The organism is Neorhodopirellula pilleata (genome assembly GCF_007859915.1).
In the GTDB taxonomy this organism is placed as follows: domain Bacteria; phylum Planctomycetota; class Planctomycetia; order Pirellulales; family Pirellulaceae; genus Rhodopirellula; species Rhodopirellula pilleata.
On sequence record NZ_SJPM01000001.1, the window covers coordinates 168,966 to 185,851 of the forward strand.

Annotated in this window: 12 protein-coding genes; 5 read left to right on the plus strand and 7 right to left on the minus strand. The window is 56.1% G+C overall.

All coding sequences use genetic code 11. The features are described 5' to 3' along the window. Positions 1–200: 200 nt before the first annotated feature. On the minus strand, positions 201–1,313 hold the full coding sequence (locus tag Pla100_RS00475; protein ID WP_197167610.1) for a sialidase family protein: 1,113 nt from the start codon (positions 1,311–1,313) through the stop codon (positions 201–203). A 349-nt stretch (positions 1,314–1,662) separates the two neighbouring features. Between Pla100_RS00475 and Pla100_RS00480 the strand changes: the two genes are divergently transcribed. Then, the gene (locus Pla100_RS00480) at positions 1,663–2,226 is read left to right on the plus strand and encodes a hypothetical protein (protein WP_146575753.1); all 564 of its coding nucleotides are present in this window, start codon (positions 1,663–1,665) and stop codon (positions 2,224–2,226) included. A 160-nt stretch (positions 2,227–2,386) separates the two neighbouring features. Here the strand turns inward: Pla100_RS00480 and Pla100_RS00485 are convergent, their stop codons facing one another. After that, positions 2,387–3,079: a hypothetical protein gene (locus Pla100_RS00485; RefSeq protein WP_197167611.1), complete on the minus strand. Its 693-nt coding sequence runs from the start codon at positions 3,077–3,079 to the stop codon at positions 2,387–2,389. 26 nt (positions 3,080–3,105) lie between these two features. Then, a complete protein-coding gene (locus Pla100_RS00490; protein ID WP_231602495.1) occupies positions 3,106–4,473 on the minus strand; it encodes a sulfatase in 1,368 nt (455 codons plus the stop codon). Positions 4,474–4,692: 219 nt separating this feature from the next. Between Pla100_RS00490 and Pla100_RS00495 the strand changes: the two genes are divergently transcribed. Next, positions 4,693–8,028 carry an FAD-dependent oxidoreductase gene (locus Pla100_RS00495; RefSeq protein ID WP_231602496.1) on the plus strand — a complete coding sequence of 1,112 codons (3,336 nt, stop codon included), beginning with the start codon at positions 4,693–4,695 and terminating at the stop codon, positions 8,026–8,028. A gap of 65 nt (positions 8,029–8,093) precedes the next feature. Here the strand turns inward: Pla100_RS00495 and Pla100_RS00500 are convergent, their stop codons facing one another. The 3 genes from Pla100_RS00500 to Pla100_RS00510 all read right to left on the minus strand — a co-directional run bounded on the left by Pla100_RS00500 (position 8,094) and on the right by Pla100_RS00510 (position 12,923). After that, a complete protein-coding gene (locus Pla100_RS00500; protein ID WP_146575756.1) occupies positions 8,094–8,816 on the minus strand; it encodes a phosphatase PAP2 family protein in 723 nt (240 codons plus the stop codon). Between the two features lie 82 nt (positions 8,817–8,898). Beyond that, entirely contained in the window at positions 8,899–10,386 is a 1,488-nt protein-coding gene (locus Pla100_RS00505; protein WP_146575757.1) for a DUF1501 domain-containing protein, read from the minus strand. Positions 10,387–10,475: 89 nt separating this feature from the next. Then, entirely contained in the window at positions 10,476–12,923 is a 2,448-nt protein-coding gene (locus tag Pla100_RS00510; RefSeq protein WP_146575758.1) for a DUF1549 domain-containing protein, read from the minus strand. A 232-nt stretch (positions 12,924–13,155) separates the two neighbouring features. On the opposite strand from Pla100_RS00510, the gene Pla100_RS00515 reads away from it, so the two are divergent. From Pla100_RS00515 to Pla100_RS00525, 3 genes are all read left to right on the plus strand, one after another. After that, a complete protein-coding gene (locus Pla100_RS00515) occupies positions 13,156–14,511 on the plus strand; it encodes a PQQ-binding-like beta-propeller repeat protein (protein ID WP_231602498.1) in 1,356 nt (451 codons plus the stop codon). A 66-nt stretch (positions 14,512–14,577) separates the two neighbouring features. Beyond that, the gene (locus Pla100_RS32330; RefSeq protein WP_146575760.1) at positions 14,578–14,976 is read left to right on the plus strand and encodes a zincin-like metallopeptidase toxin domain-containing protein; all 399 of its coding nucleotides are present in this window, start codon (positions 14,578–14,580) and stop codon (positions 14,974–14,976) included. Next, positions 14,973–15,284 (plus strand): hypothetical protein, encoded by a 312-nt coding sequence (locus Pla100_RS00525; RefSeq protein WP_146575761.1) that lies wholly within the window; start codon positions 14,973–14,975, stop codon positions 15,282–15,284. The genes Pla100_RS32330 and Pla100_RS00525 overlap by 4 nt, the downstream gene beginning before the upstream one ends. A 145-nt stretch (positions 15,285–15,429) precedes the next feature. Here Pla100_RS00525 and Pla100_RS00530 read toward each other — a convergent pair whose 3' ends face one another. Beyond that, positions 15,430–16,872: a BBP7 family outer membrane beta-barrel protein gene (locus tag Pla100_RS00530; protein ID WP_231602500.1), complete on the minus strand. Its 1,443-nt coding sequence runs from the start codon at positions 16,870–16,872 to the stop codon at positions 15,430–15,432. Positions 16,873–16,886: the final 14 nt, after the last annotated feature.

The window sequence follows — 16,886 nt, forward strand, 5'->3', positions numbered from 1 at the left end:
TGCATGCACTAGAGAAAATGCTTGGTTCTTTGCGTATCGGACGTCTACCTTGTTCCGCCGAACGAATCCGCCACCGCGTTTGCGTTTGGGCAATCCGAGGGCGACGCGGCAATCAGCCTCAAGTCGACCGTATGTGATTCTCGCGGAAACCGATCGCGATCATGTTGCGGCTGAATGGGTGGCGTGGTGGCGAACAAGCGTCAAGTCAATCGCCAAGTGGCTTGACGAAGCACCGCGTAGGCTTGGGACTTTGTTTTTTCATACCATACCGTTACCAAGCGTCCGTCATCGAGCTGGACGGTCGATGGATATCCCAGGTCGCCGTTGCTCGCGTCATCGCTAATCGTTAGCGGCGACGACCACGTCCGGCCTTGATCGTCACTCAGACGAGCCAGGTTTCCGTATGGCACGCGACGATGACCGTAAGTCATCAACAAGCGATCGTCTGCGAGGCGGATCAAATGCGAGGGCAGTCCCCACACGCCGATCGCACGAGGTGTGCTCCAGGTTTGTCCGCCGTCGATCGACTCACACTGCAATGTTTCGCCGCTATTGGCTGAATTGTGATTGCGGATCTGAACGATGATTCGTCCGTCAGCGGCTTCGATCGCATGTAACTCGTGGTACTGATTCGGCTCGTCGCCTGGGCGGGCAGTGATCTCCGCGAGCCATTGCCAAGAGATGCCATCGTCATCGGAAACCGCCACACCCACGCGTGGGTTGTCGTGCCAAAGTTGCTTCCCCGCATAAAGCAGTCTCCCGTCGCTCAGCTGTGTCGGTCCATGCGGGCTGTTGACGAGGCTGTCCACCCGGGACGACCAACTCATTCCGCCATCGGTTGATCGAATCAACCAGGTCCCCAGTTCCGCCTTGCGTTGTGAGGACCCAACACGGTATCCGGCCGAACGCCAACGACTCAGTCGATCCTCCGGCCATGAACCCTCTTTCTCGGCTTTGGCCAGAATGCTTTCGTATGCCAATGAAGAGAACGAGGTGACCAGAATCGATCCCTTCGCCGTTTGCAACACGCCGGCGTCCCGGTCATCAATGACGCTATCGATCAAGGTGCGGGGCCATGTCCACGACGCCCCACCGTCGTCGGAAGTCATCCATTGAACGGTTCCGAAAGGACAAACATGCTGTTCACGCATTCCGGACCAAGCCAACATCAGCTTTCCAGAAGTTTGCCTCGCAAGCGTCGGCCAGCCACAGTACTCCATCGGCCGAGGGCTGATCTGTTTCGTCTCGATGATTTCGGCAGTCACTTCAGGCTGCTTCGATTTTGATTCGGCGAAACAGGTACTCGAGAGCATCAACGCTCCAGAAGTGCACAAGAAATTTCGACGCAAAGGTTGGAAATCGTCCATCCGGATTCTCGTCAGCAAGGGGTATATCGCGAGTGTTATGCAAACAGGCATTGCACGATTCTAACCTGAAGCGACGCGTCCGGTGGATCGTGCCATTGTCGACGCTTTCCATGGTTTCGGAAGCATGACTCGGAATGATGGCGATGGAAGTAAAAGACGTTTGTAAGTTGTCTTTTGGAACACTGATCGCAGCGGCCTTGCGATGTCGAGGGTTTGAAATCCACCGACGCCCGTTTCAGTAAGCAGCACTCGCTGCTAGACACTTGCATTCCGTCTTACCCAAGGAAACTTACCCATGATCGCTGCAACCAACACTGACACGATTCATCGACGAACGCTTCTTGTTATCGTAGCTGTGCTCATGCTCACAGCGATTGGTCTTTCGTCGGCCAACGCGGACAAACTCGACCCGACTCATGTTCCTGCGGATGCCCAGTGGCTCATTCATGTTGATTACGAATCACTGAGCGATTCCGCCATGTGGAACAAACTCCGTGAGGAGAAACCCAGTATCACGCAAGCAGTCCAGGGCTGGATGAAGAAACGTTACGGCATTGATCCGCCCAAAGATCTGAAATCGCTGACGATGTTCAGCCTAGATTATCGACAATACACCGGTTCCGTCATCGTTGAAGCAGACTACAAGGCAGACAAAATCGAGACTCGGCTGCGCAAAGCCATGAACCATCGTACGACACCTTGGCAAGACCACACCTTACATACGGTTACACTTTCTAAGCAAAAGCCGTCTGACGATGGCCCCTCCGGTGATCAAGAGATGACGGTCGTGTTGGTGGACGAGGACACCAAGGCAAAACCAGCGGGTTCCATTGGGAAGGTCCCTCGGACCAAGTTTTAGCCGCGATGGATGATTTCTTTTCGCGAATGCAAACGTGGAAATCAATGTTTATGAAACAACACGACAGTCATTCAAACCAGACCAACCGTTGATCGATCAACGCGTTCAACCATTTCGGCTCTCTGGTTCGCCTGGAGCTGATTTGGTTTGGTAGCGAGTGCTAGCGGACGTAGTGATCCCAACTGCCGTAAGTTTGCGTCTTTTTTCCCCGGGGAATGGACATCGCAATGACAACCACAGCAAGGAGGCTACAGGACATCGCGTATCCTGTTGTCGCTTCGAAAAGCCATGGGCCGATCCCGACAATGGCCGCTAGCAGCAAGTTCAAATATCGCCCGATCCGAACGACTTCGCCCATGCAGATGACCGAGACGGTGACGATCAACGCACCACCCAGATGCGAGATGTCGGCGGCCGTGCTTTCGACGTCGACGGCGAACCAAGTGGGTAAGAATACGACGATGAGTCCCGCGAACGTCGCCGAGATGAGCGTCCAAGGGAAACTCATGCCCCACAGCGATGCTTTAAAAACCTGCCACGGCTTGGCTGGCAATTCGATGATCGCCGGAGCACGGTCTTCATCGGTACAGCCTTCGCCGCTGCCGCCTTTCCAAAAGATCGTCCAAAGCGATCCGCCACGGTCGCCTCGTTTTTTGGCTTGACGCACGTGTTGGCACATCGCGACGACTTCGTCCACTTCAAGAGGCAGCATCGGCAGCATGATCAAAGCCGCCAACAAACACAACGCACACCAGCTATGCACGAGCACAGGTTGCGAAATCATCAAGACGATGTGAACCAGCCCCAGCGGAATCACCAGGATCCCAAAGAACGCAACCATCCACGGCATCATTCCCAGGCCATCCAAGCCCGACGCGTTCAGAGGCCGAAATGATTGGCAAGCTGCGCTGAGTGCGATTGAACGAGCTCCGGCTTTTGTTCGGCGACGTTTTGCGACTCACTCGGGTCATGGACGTGATCATAAAGTTCTTGCCCGATGATCTCACCGCTGCCAATCGCCCGCCATTCGGTGTATCGCCAATCAGCGGTCCGAATCGAATAGCCCCAAGCTTTCCAATCTTTTGGAGAGCCGTAGAACGGATGTTGGTGTTGAGTGAAAGCAGCTTCCTTCACGCTAACGCTAGGATCAGCCACCACCGGAGCGAGGCTTTGCCCTTCGAGACGCCAGTTGAGATCGTCATCGATCCCGGCCAGTGACGCCAAGGTGGGATAGAGATCGACAAGCTCGGCGAGCGACTTTGTTTTTTGACCATGACCGACCGAATCGCCTGGGGCTGCAATGATCAGCGGCACGCGGGCGTCGAGTTCGAAATTGCTGGTCTTGCCCCACAATGATTTCTCGCCGATGTGAAAACCGTGATCGGACGTGAAGACCACGATCGTGTCATCGCGGTGTCCTCCCTCATCGAGTGCGTCGAGAATCTCACCGATCTGGGCGTCCATGAACGTGATCGAAGCGTAGTATCCGTGTCGGTAATGCTTGATCTCTTCGTCCGTGAAAGGCCGATCGCCGGGCACGCCGCCGTACCCTCGTATCTCTCTCGAATCATGCAACGCGATCTCCGGCGCATCGATTGGCACGCGTGCCGGATTGGGAAGTGCGATCGCGTCGGGATCGTGAACGTCCCAGTACTTCTTCGGCGCGACAAAGGGCAGGTGCGGACGCCAAAATCCGACGGCAAGGAAGAATGGCTGACCGTCCGGCGGATGATCCCGCAGCATCGCGGCAGCTAGGTTAGCGATCTGTCCATCGCGGTAAGCGGTGTCGGGTACGTCGAGCGCCTCGACGACGGGTGCTTTCTTCACGTTCAATGTCCGCAGCGCCACGGGCGTGTTGTTGTACACCGTGTCTGCGGCGTGCGTGCCGCTGTGAAGCACTTCGTCGATCGACCACGATCGGCGGTCTTGGGTCTCGCCCATGTTATGAAACATCTTCCCGATGTTTTGGCAAAAGTACCCGTGGTTCTTGAAATGCTGTGGCAACGTCACCAAGGTCGAGCCGCCAGGAGCCGTCTCACGAAAGCTCTTTCGCAAATCGTCCACCTTGACGGTATTGGGTCGTAGCCCGGTCAGAAACGAAGAACGCGACGGATTGCAAACAGCCTGTTGACAGTAAGCTCGCTCAAAAACCAAACCGCGCTCGGCGAGTCTGTCCAAATTCGGTGTCATGGCGGAGCGATCGCCGTAAGGACCGATCGCGCAATTAAGGTCATCGGCGATAATCAAGAGCACATTCGGTTGATCCCCCAGGGCGGAGCTCCACCAAAAGAGCAAAGAAGCCAAGATGCAAACGCCAGGAAATCGATATAGCATCAGTTCGCGCGGGAAGAAGGTAGTCAACGGCCGAATCAAGTATGATAACACGCCCGGTTCGGACCAAAGCGTTCCCAGGCGACGAATTGCCTGTCAACCATTCTCAAGTGCTTTTTGATTCAATTGATGCTCATGATCATACGCTCACTGTTTCTTGCGACCACGCTACTGGTTGCGTTTCCGCTGCTCATCCTTGATGCCGACGAGATATCGCTTCATCCGCAAGATCTTCCTGAGCCCGCCATTGCCGGCCTTCGCTACTATTACCCGCCCGAGAAAGTCGAACCACGAATGATCGAGACCGACGTTTGCATCTACGGCGGTACCTGCGCCGGCGTGGTTGCGGCGATCCAAGCGGATCGAATGGGGCAACGAGTGGTACTTTTGGAATTGGGAAAACATTTAGGCGGGCTCAGTTCGGGCGGTTTGAGTCACACCGACGGTGGCGATGCATCGGTGTGCGGGGGCATCGCTCGCGAGTTCTATCAATTAATCGGACAACGCAACTTTCGACCCTCCGAAGCCGAAGCCGCGTTCGACAAACTGCTCGCACCGACCAAGGTGATCGTTGAGAAACTCGCTCACTTGGATGAAGTGAACAAAGAAGGATCACGGATCGTTTCGATCACGATGGAAAACGGCTTGCAGGTACGGGCCAAGCAATTCATCGATGCGACTTACGAAGGCGACCTGTTGGCTCGCGCAGGTGTCTCCTGGCACGCCGGACGCGAAGCAAACTCGGTCTATGGCGAAACCTATAACGGCATCCGGACACCGGGCAAAGGCGGCCACAACTTTCCAACGCCTATCGATCCCTACCGCGTTCCCGGCGATCGTTCCAGCGGCCTGCTGCCCCGCGTCAACGACGATCCGGGAACTCCCGGGGACGGCGATGATCGGATTCAGGCGTTCTGTTTTCGAATGTGGTTGACGAAAGACGACCCACTGCCGTTTCCCAAACCGAACGTCTACGAAGAAGAACAATACGAGATCCTGGCCCGTCTGTTTGAATCGGGGGCCGATCCGAAGATCGGTTGGAGCCTCGACACGAACAATCATCATCTGTTCGGCGGAGCGTATTTCATCGACTTCGTCGGCGGAAATTACAACTGGCCCGACGCCAGCTGGACCGAGCGGGAACGGATATTCCAAGCCCATGCCAACTACCAAATCGGTGTGATGTGGTTCTTGGCTAACAGCGACCGCGTCCCCGAACCATACCGCTCGCAAATTCGCAAATGGGGGCTGCCGCGTAATGATTATGTCGACACGAGTGGTTGGACCCATCAGCTTTACATCCGCGAGGGTCGCCGCATGGTCAGTGACTACGTGATGACGCAGCGCAACTGCCAAGGCGATGAAGTCCCCGAGGATTCGGTCGGATTGGCGTCTTACAACATGGATTCACACCATTGTCAGATGACCGTCATTGACGACTCCGTTCGCAACGAAGGCAACGTCGAGATTCCGGTCGAACCGTACCCGATCGCCTATCGAGCGTTGACCCCTCGCCGAGACGAATGCACGAATCTATTGGTTCCCGTCGCGTTATCTTCCACCCACATCGCGTTCGGATCGATCCGAATGGAACCCGTATTCATGCTGCTCGGCCAAAGTGCCGCGACGGCGGCGACGCACGCGATCCAAAGTGATGTCGCCGTTCAGGATGTCCCCTACGATCGACTGCGTGAGCGGTTACTACACGACGGTCAAATTCTCGAATACATCGGACCGCGGCGGCATCGAGGCGGCGGAACGGGCATCGACGCAAAAAGCTTGCCTGGCGTGATAGTCGACGACGATGACGCTGAATTGATCGGCCCCTGGCAAACCAACAACGTCACTCACCCTCGCGTCGGCCCAACCTATGTTCACGACGGCAACGATGCCAAAGGGGAATGCGTTGCGAAATTCACGGCACAAGTCCCCGAACCGGGGCTTTATGAAGTTCGGGTCAGTTGGCCTCCCAACGCAAATCGTGCGACCAATGTTCCAATCACCATCGGGTTCGATGGCGACCAAAAACAGATAACGGTGAGCCAGCGAACCAGCGGCAAGGACGGGTTCAACTCATTGGGTCGTTATCACTTTGGCGAATCCGCGAGCGTCGAAATATCCAACCGTGACACCAACGGATACGTGATCGCCGACGCGGTGCAGTTCATCCCGGTCGGCGATGATGATTTGAAATCACTAGAGAACGAAACGGGTCTCAAGGACAAACAGGAAACCAACGTCGCAGATCCCGCCGAGACCAGTCACAACACACCCAATATCCTGCTGTTATTCGCGGACGATTTAGGCTACGAGACACTCGGTTGTTATGGCGGTCAAGACTATGCGACCCCCAACCTAGATCGTTTGGCGGAACAGGGCATGCGATTCTCGCGTGCTTACACCAGCCCCGTCTGCACGCCGTCTCGGATGAGCCTCTACACCGGCGTCTACGCTTCACGGCACGGATACGACCGCGTGCTTCCCGTTCATCAAGGGACGAAGAAAGCCGTTGATTTCCGTGGTCGCTGGACGACTTACCCCCGCCTGCTTCGCCAGGCCGGCTATCAGACATCGGTCACCGGCAAGTGGCAACTCGCCGCCTTGGAGTACCATCCACTGCACTGTCGTGACGCGGGATTTGACTCTTGGTGCGTTTGGCAGATTTGGCGTCAGGGATCGAAAACGACCCGCTATTGGAACCCCTGTTTTAATCAAGACGGTGTCATCCGCGACGACATCGCCGATCGCTTCGGCCCCGATGTATTGGCAGATTATGTGATCGATCAAATGCGTGCTGCGGTCGACGCGAAACAACCCTTCTACATTCATCACAACATGCTCTTGCCACACTGGCCGATCATTCAAACGCCTCATGACAAGGCGAGCAATCAAGCCGCTTCGCTGGGAAGCATGATCGGTTACATGGACCAACTATGTGGTCGCATCCTCGCCGAAGTTGATCGACTCGGTATTGCCGAAAACACCCTTGTCATCTTCATGGGTGATAACGGGACCGACGAGAAAGCACCTCGCCAAACCGATGCAGGGTTGGTGCGGGGCGGAAAGTCGGATCTCAACGACGCCGGCACGCACATTCCGATGATCGTGCGGCAAACCGGAAAAATTCGAGCGGGAGTTGTGGTCGATGACTTGATCGATATCGTTGATTGGTACCCGACGATCTGTGAACTGGCGGGCGTTGAGCTTCCTGTCACGAATTCTCTCGACGGAGTTTCGTTCGCTCGCCGTTTGCACGGTGGCGAACGATCAGAACGTTCGTGGGTCAGCGGCGGCATCGGGGGCGACATCAGCCTGTTTGACGGCGAGTGGCGAGTTCGTGCTCGCTCGGACCGCGTCACCGACGCTCGCCGACTGCCTTCGGAAGCCATCGCCGAGACCATTGCCGAAGAAGACGCCGATCGAGTTGGTAGGCTTCGAGCAACTGCTCGATCCCTACTTCCAAGCCAATAGTCCCGCTTAAGATCACTTCGAAATCCCAATTCTGAATCTCATGGTCATTCGTCAAATCAGCATAGCTACGCTCGTGGATCCTCCGCGTCAACCGGGAGCGCATAGCGGCGCTGAATATAGCGGAAGACCAACCACGAGGCGGCTGCCCAAGTGATCCCGAACAGCCATCCGGCCAACACGTCGGTGGGCCAGTGAACGCCCATGTAGACGCGGCTGACGCCGATCAAGATTGCAAGAAAGATTGGCACCATCATGAGAAAGGCCTTGGTTCGCCGGTCCCGTTCGGCTCTCGCCATCACGGCTCCGAGCGTTAAGTAAACCAGCGAGGACATGGCGGAATGGCCACTCGGAAAACTCTTGGTGTAGATCTGCGTTTCATGAGGGACCAAGTCCGGCCGAGGTCGGTCGAAGCCGGATTTCAACGCGGTGCTAACTCCCGTGCCAGCAGCAATCGAGACGACCACGAAGACGGCGACCCATGGTTGTTTTTTTACGAACAAATACCCGCCGAACGAAGCCGTGAAGAGAGTTAACGCCGCGACGCTTCCCAACGCGGTGACGTCACGTCCGGCTTCTTCGAACCAGTTCGGTCCGATCGGATCGGATGTATCTCCGGGGGTTCGCATCGAAAGCAAAATGGATTCATCGAGTCGATGCGTGTCGCCTTCGAAAACTTCATCGGCGATCGAAACGAAACCCCACGTTCCGGCTCCGATCACCGCCAGCAGGATGATCGTGGCCAGTTCGTGGGAAACGATCCAGCGATAAATCGGACGAAGTGATTGCATGAGCACCGGGCGAGCAGCGGGAAAGGGGATTCACGGCCGCAATTCCTGTACCGGCACGAGGCCGATTCTTTCCGATCGAACGCTATGCGATGATGTCGTGGATCGGCTGGACTTCTTCGACGCCCACTAACTTTTGATCCAGACCACTGTAGAAATACGAGAGATGATTCGGATCGAGACCGAGTTGATGCAGGATCGTGGCATGCAGGTTCTTGACATGCAGCGAATTCTCGACCGCCGCCGAACCGAGCTCGTCCGTCGTCCCGTAACTGACGCCGCCCTTGATTCCGCCACCGGCCATCCACATCGTGAACCCGAATGAGTTGTGATCACGGCCGCTGCCTTGCGCGTATTCGGCCGTCGGTTGGCGTCCGAATTCGCCGCCCCAAACCACCAATGTCTCATCGAGCATGCCACGTTGCTTGAGATCCTTCAGCAAAGCGGCGACAGGTAGGTCGGTGTTGCCGGCGTGCTTGTTGTGGTTGGCTTCCAGGTCTCCGTGTGCGTCCCAATTGTCATCGTTGTGCGCACCGCCGCTGTAGAGCTGAATGAAACGGACGCCCCGTTCGACCAATCGCCGGGCCATCAAGCAACGGGTGCCGAAGTCTTTGGTTCGTTCTTGATTGATGCCGTACATCTCTAGCGTTGCGGCGTCCTCGGTCGATAAGTCGACCGCGTCGGGGGCCGTCGTCTGCATGTTGAACGCGAGTTCGTAACTGGCGATGCGTGAGGCGAGATCATCATTTCCGGTGCGTTCGGCCAAGTGATCCGCGTTGGCGGTCTGAATCGAGTCGATCAGTTGCCGTTGGACTCCCGGCGGCAAATCAGACGGCGGTGCCAAGTCAAGGATCGGGGCTCCTTTGCTACGGAAGACGGTGCCTTGGTAGGTTGCCGGCATGTAGCCGCTGCTCCAGTTCTTGGCACCGCTGATCGGGCCGCCGGTTGGATCGAGCATCACAACGAACCCTGGCAAGTTTTCGTTAACGCTGCCCAAACCGTAATTGACCCACGAACCGAGGGCGGGACTGCCCGACAAGATCTTGCCACTGTTCATCATCAACATGGCACTCCCGTGGATCGGCGAGTCGGCCGTCATCGAGTGCAAGAAAGCGATGTCATCGACATGCTCGGCGACGTTCGGAAACAATGAACTGACCCACTTGCCGCATTGGCCGTGTTGCTTGAAATCCCAACGTGGCTCGACGATTCGACCGCCGGACTTGTGTCCCCCGCGACCGAAGGTGGCCACGTCAGCGGTCTTGCCGTCCATGCCTTTCATCTTCGGTTTGTAATCGAACGTGTCGATATGGCTCGGACCTCCGTACATGAACAGGAAGATCACCGACTTGGCCTTGGGCGCGAAATGAGGCGGCTTGGCGGCGAGCGGATTCCGATAGGTCATCGGGCCGGAAGGCAAACCGGCGTCGCTCGCGTGAACGGAAGCTCCCGGAAACCCATCGGCGGCAAACATCGATGCGAGCGCAGCGGCACCGAAGCCACCACCGGCTTGCCAAAGAAATTCTCGACGGGTGCGACCGCAAAATCCGATTCGTTTTTGGGGTGAGTTCATGTGATTCAATTCAGGTAAGGTTTCACGTTAACCGTAGTGGCGGAGGCAACAACGCCCGCCCATTCACAGGGGGCGAGACAAACAACCCTCTAATCCAGAAACAAAAATTCATTCCAATTCAGAACCGACAAGCAATACAATTGGGTCGCCCGTGAACGAGACAATCCATGCTCGTCAATCAGCGATTGAATCAATCGATCGCCGCGAGACACTTCTTCCGCCGTCGCCGAACGTTGCAGCGCGGCGAAAATCGTACGCTCGACCACGGCAACATTGTCCGTTTCGGCAGCACCGATCGACTCAGCCAGCCGAGACGCTTGAGAGTGAGCGAAATCCCCGTTGAGAAGTGCCAACGCTTGGCCCGGTTGCAACGTTGCGAACCGCTCCTCGCAAGTCAGGTCCGGATCGGGAAAATCAAATGCGGTCAGCAATGGAGTCAACAGCGAACGTTTGACGTGGATGTAAAGGCTGCGTCGGTCACGCTGTTGTTGAGGCGAGTCGCCCCAACCATCGCCGGGCCGAGATTGTCCGGCTAAGACTTCCGCCGACAGTTTTTCGTAGAAGCTCGGGCCGTAGGTTTTTCGGTTCAGCACGCCGGCAGACGCCAGCATCGAGTCGCGAACCTCTTCGGCACGTAATCGTCGTGGATCATATCGCCAAAACAGATCGTTATTGGGATCCTGAGAGACCGCCGGTTCGATCGCCTGCGATGACATTTGATAAGCGCGGCTGTTCATGATCAAACGGTGCATCGACTTGAGCTTCCAACCTTCATCGATCAACCGATGCCCCAACCAATCGAGCAACTCCGGATGAGTCGGCGGCACGCCGAGTTGACCGAAGTTGTTGCTGCTACGAACAATTCCACGACCGAAATGGAATTGCCAAATTCGGTTCGCCATGACGCGGGCTGTCAAACGGTTCTCTGGGCTGGTGATCCAGTCGGCCAGCACTCGTCGACGACCGGCCGAACGTGCGTCGGGTTCGGGTTCAGGGATCTCGGGAACGGTTTCATCGAAAATCGAAGGGAACTGCGGGACGACCGGATCGGCGGGCGAATGCGGATTGCCGCGGAAGAGAACAAACGTTTGCCCGGGACGCGGGTTGCAAACCGCCAAGCCCATGACGTTCTCGCGCGGCGGAAGTTTCGCGGCGGCGTCCTTGACGGTTTCAAATTGCTGTTTGAGTTCCTGGTACTGCGACCATTGTTGCCCCGACAAATTGTCTTTGAGTTTGTCTCGCAAGACCCGATCGCGTTCGCGTTGATTTCCTTCGGTAGCACGTTGATCGGGGGCGGACATCTTGACGATGCCAGCTTGTTCGATCTCTCGCATTTCGGATTCGAGTTTTCGCCGTTGGTCATCGTTTTCTTGATACAAACGATTGACTTCGTCGGTCGATACGTCGATCTGGTTATTTTCGTTATTGTTGCCACGTCGCCCCCATGGCGTGATGTCGGCCAAGAACGCCAGCATGCCGTAGTAATCCGTTTGTGGAATCGGATCGATTTTGTGATCGTGACAGCGGGCGCAATTGATTGTCAGACCCAGGAACGCTTGGCCGGTCGTCGTGATGATGTCATCGAATTCGTCGAATCGTGCCTGCAATGGATCGGCGGGTTCGTCGTCCCAGATGCCAAGACGGTAGTACCCCGTTGCGGTCAATGTCTCGACCGTCACTTCGTCGAGTTCGTCGCCGGCGAGTTGCTCGCGGACGAATTGATCATAGGGTTTGTCGTCGTTGAGCGACTTGATGACATAGTCGCGATACTTCCACGCGTTCGGCTTGACGCCGTCCCGTTCGTAAGAGTTGGTTTCGGCATAGCGCACCAGGTCGAGCCAATGGCGTCCCCACTGTTCGCCGTAATGAGGCGACTGCAACAATTCGTCGACGAGTCGTTCGAACGCCTTCGGATCGGGATCGTTCACGAAAGATTGAACTTGTTCTGCAGTGGGTGGCAATCCGGTCAAATCGTAAAACGCACGTCGGATCAACGTGGCGCGATCGGCGGGTGGATTGGGTTTCAAGTTCGCTTGAGCGAGCGAATCGTAGATAAACGCGTCGATCGGATTCGCGTTCCACTCATCCGCGTCGACCTTGGGAGGTGCCGACTGTTTCATCGGCTCAAACGCCCAGTGCTTGTTCCATGTCGCGCCCTGCTCGATCCATGTCTTCAATGTTTGAATTTGCGCCGCCGTCAAGCGATCACCCTCGGGGGGCATTTGCTCGTATTCGTCGTCGCTGGTGATGCGAGCGATCAGATGACTGGCCTCAACATCGCCCGGCACGATCGCGAATGCTCCAGATTCCGTTTCGGCCAACGCAGCTTCGGCGTCGGTAAAACGTAATCCGCCTTCGGCGACATCGGGCCCGTGGCAGGCGTAACAATGCTTGGCAAGAATGGGTTGAACATCTTGGGTGAAATTCACCACCGTTTCCGCAGCGATGACCATCGGCGACGGTCCATCAAAGGCGACCAACAACACGATGGCGATCGGCCACAGAGACGGTATTCGAAATCTTCGCAATGGAATCATGACAATTGATCTTGAGAAACGTATCGGTCAAACTCCACAAGTTCGCGGAACCTGGGACATCCCGGACTCAAAGAATTATAGAGCGAATCCTTCCACAAGGGATGTGTTTAAGCGTATAAAACATTTGAATCTGCGTCATCCACCCGGCTCATCGAGTCGAATTCCCTGTCCCACCTTAACCGCCACTCGACTTACAAAGTCAGGTGGCGACCGGCAATTAAGATCACAAGGCATGCCCCCAATGAACCGTTACCAATCATCGAGACCGAATTCCATCCATTCACGCGGTATTCGTCGCCTCAACGCGATCGGGTGTTGGAGTTTGTTGTTGACCGTCATCACAACGACGTCCGTGGCGACGTCCGCCTTGGCCGAGAATTGGTTGCAATGGCGCGGCGCCGATCGAGCCAATCGTTCTGGCGAAACCGGATTGTTCCAAACTTGGGGCGATGACGGACCGCCGTTGGAATGGATGGCCGAGGGCCTCGGTGGCGGCTACGCGAGCGTTTCGGTGATCGGTCGGGGGGTTTTCACGACCGGCAATGTCGACGGCAAGCAATCCGTCGTGGCGATCAACTCTGACACCGGCAAGGTCGTTTGGAAACAACCGATCACCGGCAACGAACCGGATCACGGCTATGGCGGCAGCCGCTGCACGCCGACGATCGATGGCGACCGTCTCTATGCGGTCAGCAGCGACGGCCGTGTTGTTTGCTTGAACATCCGCGACGGTTCGCCAAAGTGGAGCCGTGACTTCAAAGATTGGAACGGCAAAATGATGAGTGGATGGGGATTCAGCGAATCACCGCTGGTCGACGGCGATGCAGTCATCTGCACACCCGGTGGCGATCGCGGTGTGGTGGTCGCACTGAACAAAATGACCGGCGAAGAACTCTGGGCTGCCGTTCTCAACGGAACCGCCGTCGATCAAGGTGGTCCCGACTTGAAACAGGGAGCCGGATACGCGTCCCCGGTGATCTCCAATGGTGGTGGCGTGAAACAATACATCCAATTGGTCGGTCGCGGGTTGATCGGCATCCGTGCGACCGACGGGGAAGTCCTGTGGCGATATGCACGGGTCGGCAACACGACGGCCAATATCCCGACCGCGATCGTCGACGGCGACTACGTGTTCACAAGCACCGGCTACAACACCGGCTCGGCGCTGCTGAAACTCACCTCGACCCAAGGCGGCGTGTCCGCCGAAGAAGTTTATTGGCTCGAAGGTCGTGAGCTGCAAAACAAACACGGTGGGATGACGCTCGTCGACGGATACATCTACTGCGGCCACGGCAACGGAGACGGCAAGCCGATCTGTATCGAGATGAAGACCGGCGAAGCGGCTTGGGGACCCGTCCGCGCTGAAGGCAGTGGCGAAACAAGCTTGATCTACGCAGACGGCCATATCCTGTATCGACGACAAGACGGAACGCTGATCTTAACCGAAGCGACTCCAAAAGAATTCAAAGTCGTCAGCGTATTCAAACCCGCCTTCCAAGAACGAGAAAGCTGGGCACATCCCGTGATTGCCAATGGCAAGTTGTATTTGCGCGAGCAGGACAAGCTGATGTGCTATCAGTTGAAGTGACCCTCCCGTCTCTCGTAGCGAAAGACGCCAAGACTTTCGGCCCCAAAGGGTGGAGTATCATCATTTATGCAAGGTGGACGTGTCACCGGAACACGGCTAACAAGCGCAGAGTTTGACGCACTACGAAGTGTTCTAAGCAACGACGACGTATGGCTATCGGTCGGAAAGTTGGACGCCAATGGAAACGTAGTCATCAAATTCCGTCCGAATGAACGAGGGAAGGCGGAACTGCATCTTCCGACAAACGCAACCAGCTACGAAAAACTGCACGAACTCGGACATTTCGAACATTGGAAGTCTCTTGGAAAGAACTACAACGAATGGATTAAACTTTCGCAAGTTGATCGTGAACGCTGGGTTCTCGATTGGATGCGGAGCAATCACTGGAATTCAATCTCAAGTGCTGAACGAAAGAATGCAATTGAGCAACTGCTACACGCTTTAAGGGAGGTTGGAGAACTATGAAAACAATACCTGCCATCCAAACGGCGATCGATATTGCCGAAAAACACTTAGAAAGAGCAGGAATTCGCGGGTTTTTCATCAGATCGGCGAAATATCACGAGAGCGAGTCGCCCGCTGAACTGCTCGGAGACCATGCGGACTTGCTTGCCGAATTCGATCATGATGAGATTCAGATCGTCGAAAGTTTTGGGCGACCTTGCTGGGCGATATCGTACGAGTACGAAGACCGTGGTGTTGATCCATCACCGAATGCTCCTACTGTTTATGTGTACGACGACGGCGAGGTAAAGCATGTAGTCCCCATGTAAGTACGTTCGCTTGTAGACGCCCCAAAAGAAGGAACGTCAGCATTTGTGCAAGGTGAACGTCTCGCCGTAACTCACTCTCAATTGATGAACGGACGAACGCAGTTTAGAGCCTATTCGAAAAGGTACTAAGCAACTACTACGCGCCTTAGAACTGCAATTGCAAACCGGCGTTCAGGCCGTGGGCCCAGTAATCGCTTTCAATAAAGCGAAAACGTGGTCGATTCGACCCGGTCAGCGGATTGTCTTCGGGCGGCAACAAGCCGGGGTTAATGTCAGTATCGATTTGGTCGCCGGCCCGAATGACCGCCGGCAGATAGACAAGCGAATAGCCGCCCGTGGCGTATAACCAATCGAACAACCGCACGCCGAGGGTCAACCCGACCTCCGGAATCATGGTGAATTGTTCCCGCTCGAACTTGCCCGAATTGAAACGCTGCGCCAACAAGCCGCCGTCGTAAGTCTCAGTCGTCCCGAACTCCGTGATCGAAGTCCGACCGCTGATCCGAGCGGTTTGTTGGTTGTTTCCGATGGCGACTCGCAATAACGATTCCAGCCATACCCGACGCAAGTTGGCTTGGTAGGTCACGCCTAACTGCAATCCGTTGAATTCGTTTTCGGTTTGAAACGATTCCGACAATTGAATTTCCCCGGGAGCGGCCGGATTCAAAGAGGTGAGATTTTCCGAAAACGACAATCCGTCCTCCAAGGTCAGGTGCCGATAGCCGACGATCCAATCGACGCGGTCGGTGTTCTGACACGTCACGCAGTTCCCGCCACAGGTCGGACACAACGAAGCCCGTCCTGCCAACAAGAAAGAACGAAGCTTGGAATCCGATGTGATCGATAGTGAACCATCGACTACACCAGGGAAGTCGATAAGTTGTGCGGTCTCGCGGTCGAAGGTCGTGTCGTAGAACGGCCGCCCAAGGATGGCGCGACCGGTCGACGCGGAAAACCCGTCGTCTTGGCTGGCCAGTCCGAAGTACTCGCCTTCGATCCCGAACGCACCCGAACGATTCAAGAAGAAGCCGCTCTTGATCCGCAGGCCGCTGGTTCCGTCGTCGTTGATCTCGCCGCCACCGAACAACACGCTTGTATTGGGAAGTCCTAAGATCGCGGCGCTGGCCTGAGCCGTGGCATCGGGACTCGTCGTCACCAGCGCCGGGGTTTGCATGCCTTCGGTAATCCAGTACAGATACTCGGCGCGGAGCCAAAGCCGCGTGGAAGTGGCCCCTTGTCCAGGTAGGTAGCCGAACGGGTTGCCCACATTAGGCATGCCTAGGTTAGGAAAACGTGCTCCGGACAGCCACGTCGGTGTCGCCCCGGACCAAGTCGGCAGACCTTGAATCGCGATCGGCGGCCCGGACGAGTATCCGGTGCTGATCCCGGAAGTCGCGTAAGGATCGCCGCCATTTTGGGCCGAGGCGGGGGCGATCCATGGGTGCCATGCAACGACCATGATCGCGACCGTCCATGCGAACACCATCGACGCGGTCGATCGCGGGCGACCGTCGTTGCTTGTGCGTCGTCGATAAATCAAGGATGGTAACACCGGATCGTTTTCTACTTTTTTGAAAAAATGACTCAAGTTTGAAATCGCTC

Coding starts and splice junctions, on each gene's coding strand:
- Pla100_RS00505 (WP_146575757.1), bottom strand. CDS start 10,386: ATGAACTCACCCCAAAAACGAATCGGATTTTGCGGTCGCACCCGTCGA.
- Pla100_RS00485 (WP_197167611.1), bottom strand. CDS start 3,079: ATGATGCCGTGGATGGTTGCGTTCTTTGGGATCCTGGTGATTCCGCTG.
- Pla100_RS00515 (WP_231602498.1), top strand. CDS start 13,156: ATGCCCCCAATGAACCGTTACCAATCATCGAGACCGAATTCCATCCAT.
- Pla100_RS00480 (WP_146575753.1), top strand. CDS start 1,663: ATGATCGCTGCAACCAACACTGACACGATTCATCGACGAACGCTTCTT.
- Pla100_RS00525 (WP_146575761.1), top strand. CDS start 14,973: ATGAAAACAATACCTGCCATCCAAACGGCGATCGATATTGCCGAAAAA.
- Pla100_RS00510 (WP_146575758.1), bottom strand. CDS start 12,923: ATGATTCCATTGCGAAGATTTCGAATACCGTCTCTGTGGCCGATCGCC.
- Pla100_RS00500 (WP_146575756.1), bottom strand. CDS start 8,816: ATGCAATCACTTCGTCCGATTTATCGCTGGATCGTTTCCCACGAACTG.
- Pla100_RS00475 (WP_197167610.1), bottom strand. CDS start 1,313: ATGCTCTCGAGTACCTGTTTCGCCGAATCAAAATCGAAGCAGCCTGAA.
- Pla100_RS00495 (WP_231602496.1), top strand. CDS start 4,693: ATGATCATACGCTCACTGTTTCTTGCGACCACGCTACTGGTTGCGTTT.
- Pla100_RS32330 (WP_146575760.1), top strand. CDS start 14,578: ATGCAAGGTGGACGTGTCACCGGAACACGGCTAACAAGCGCAGAGTTT.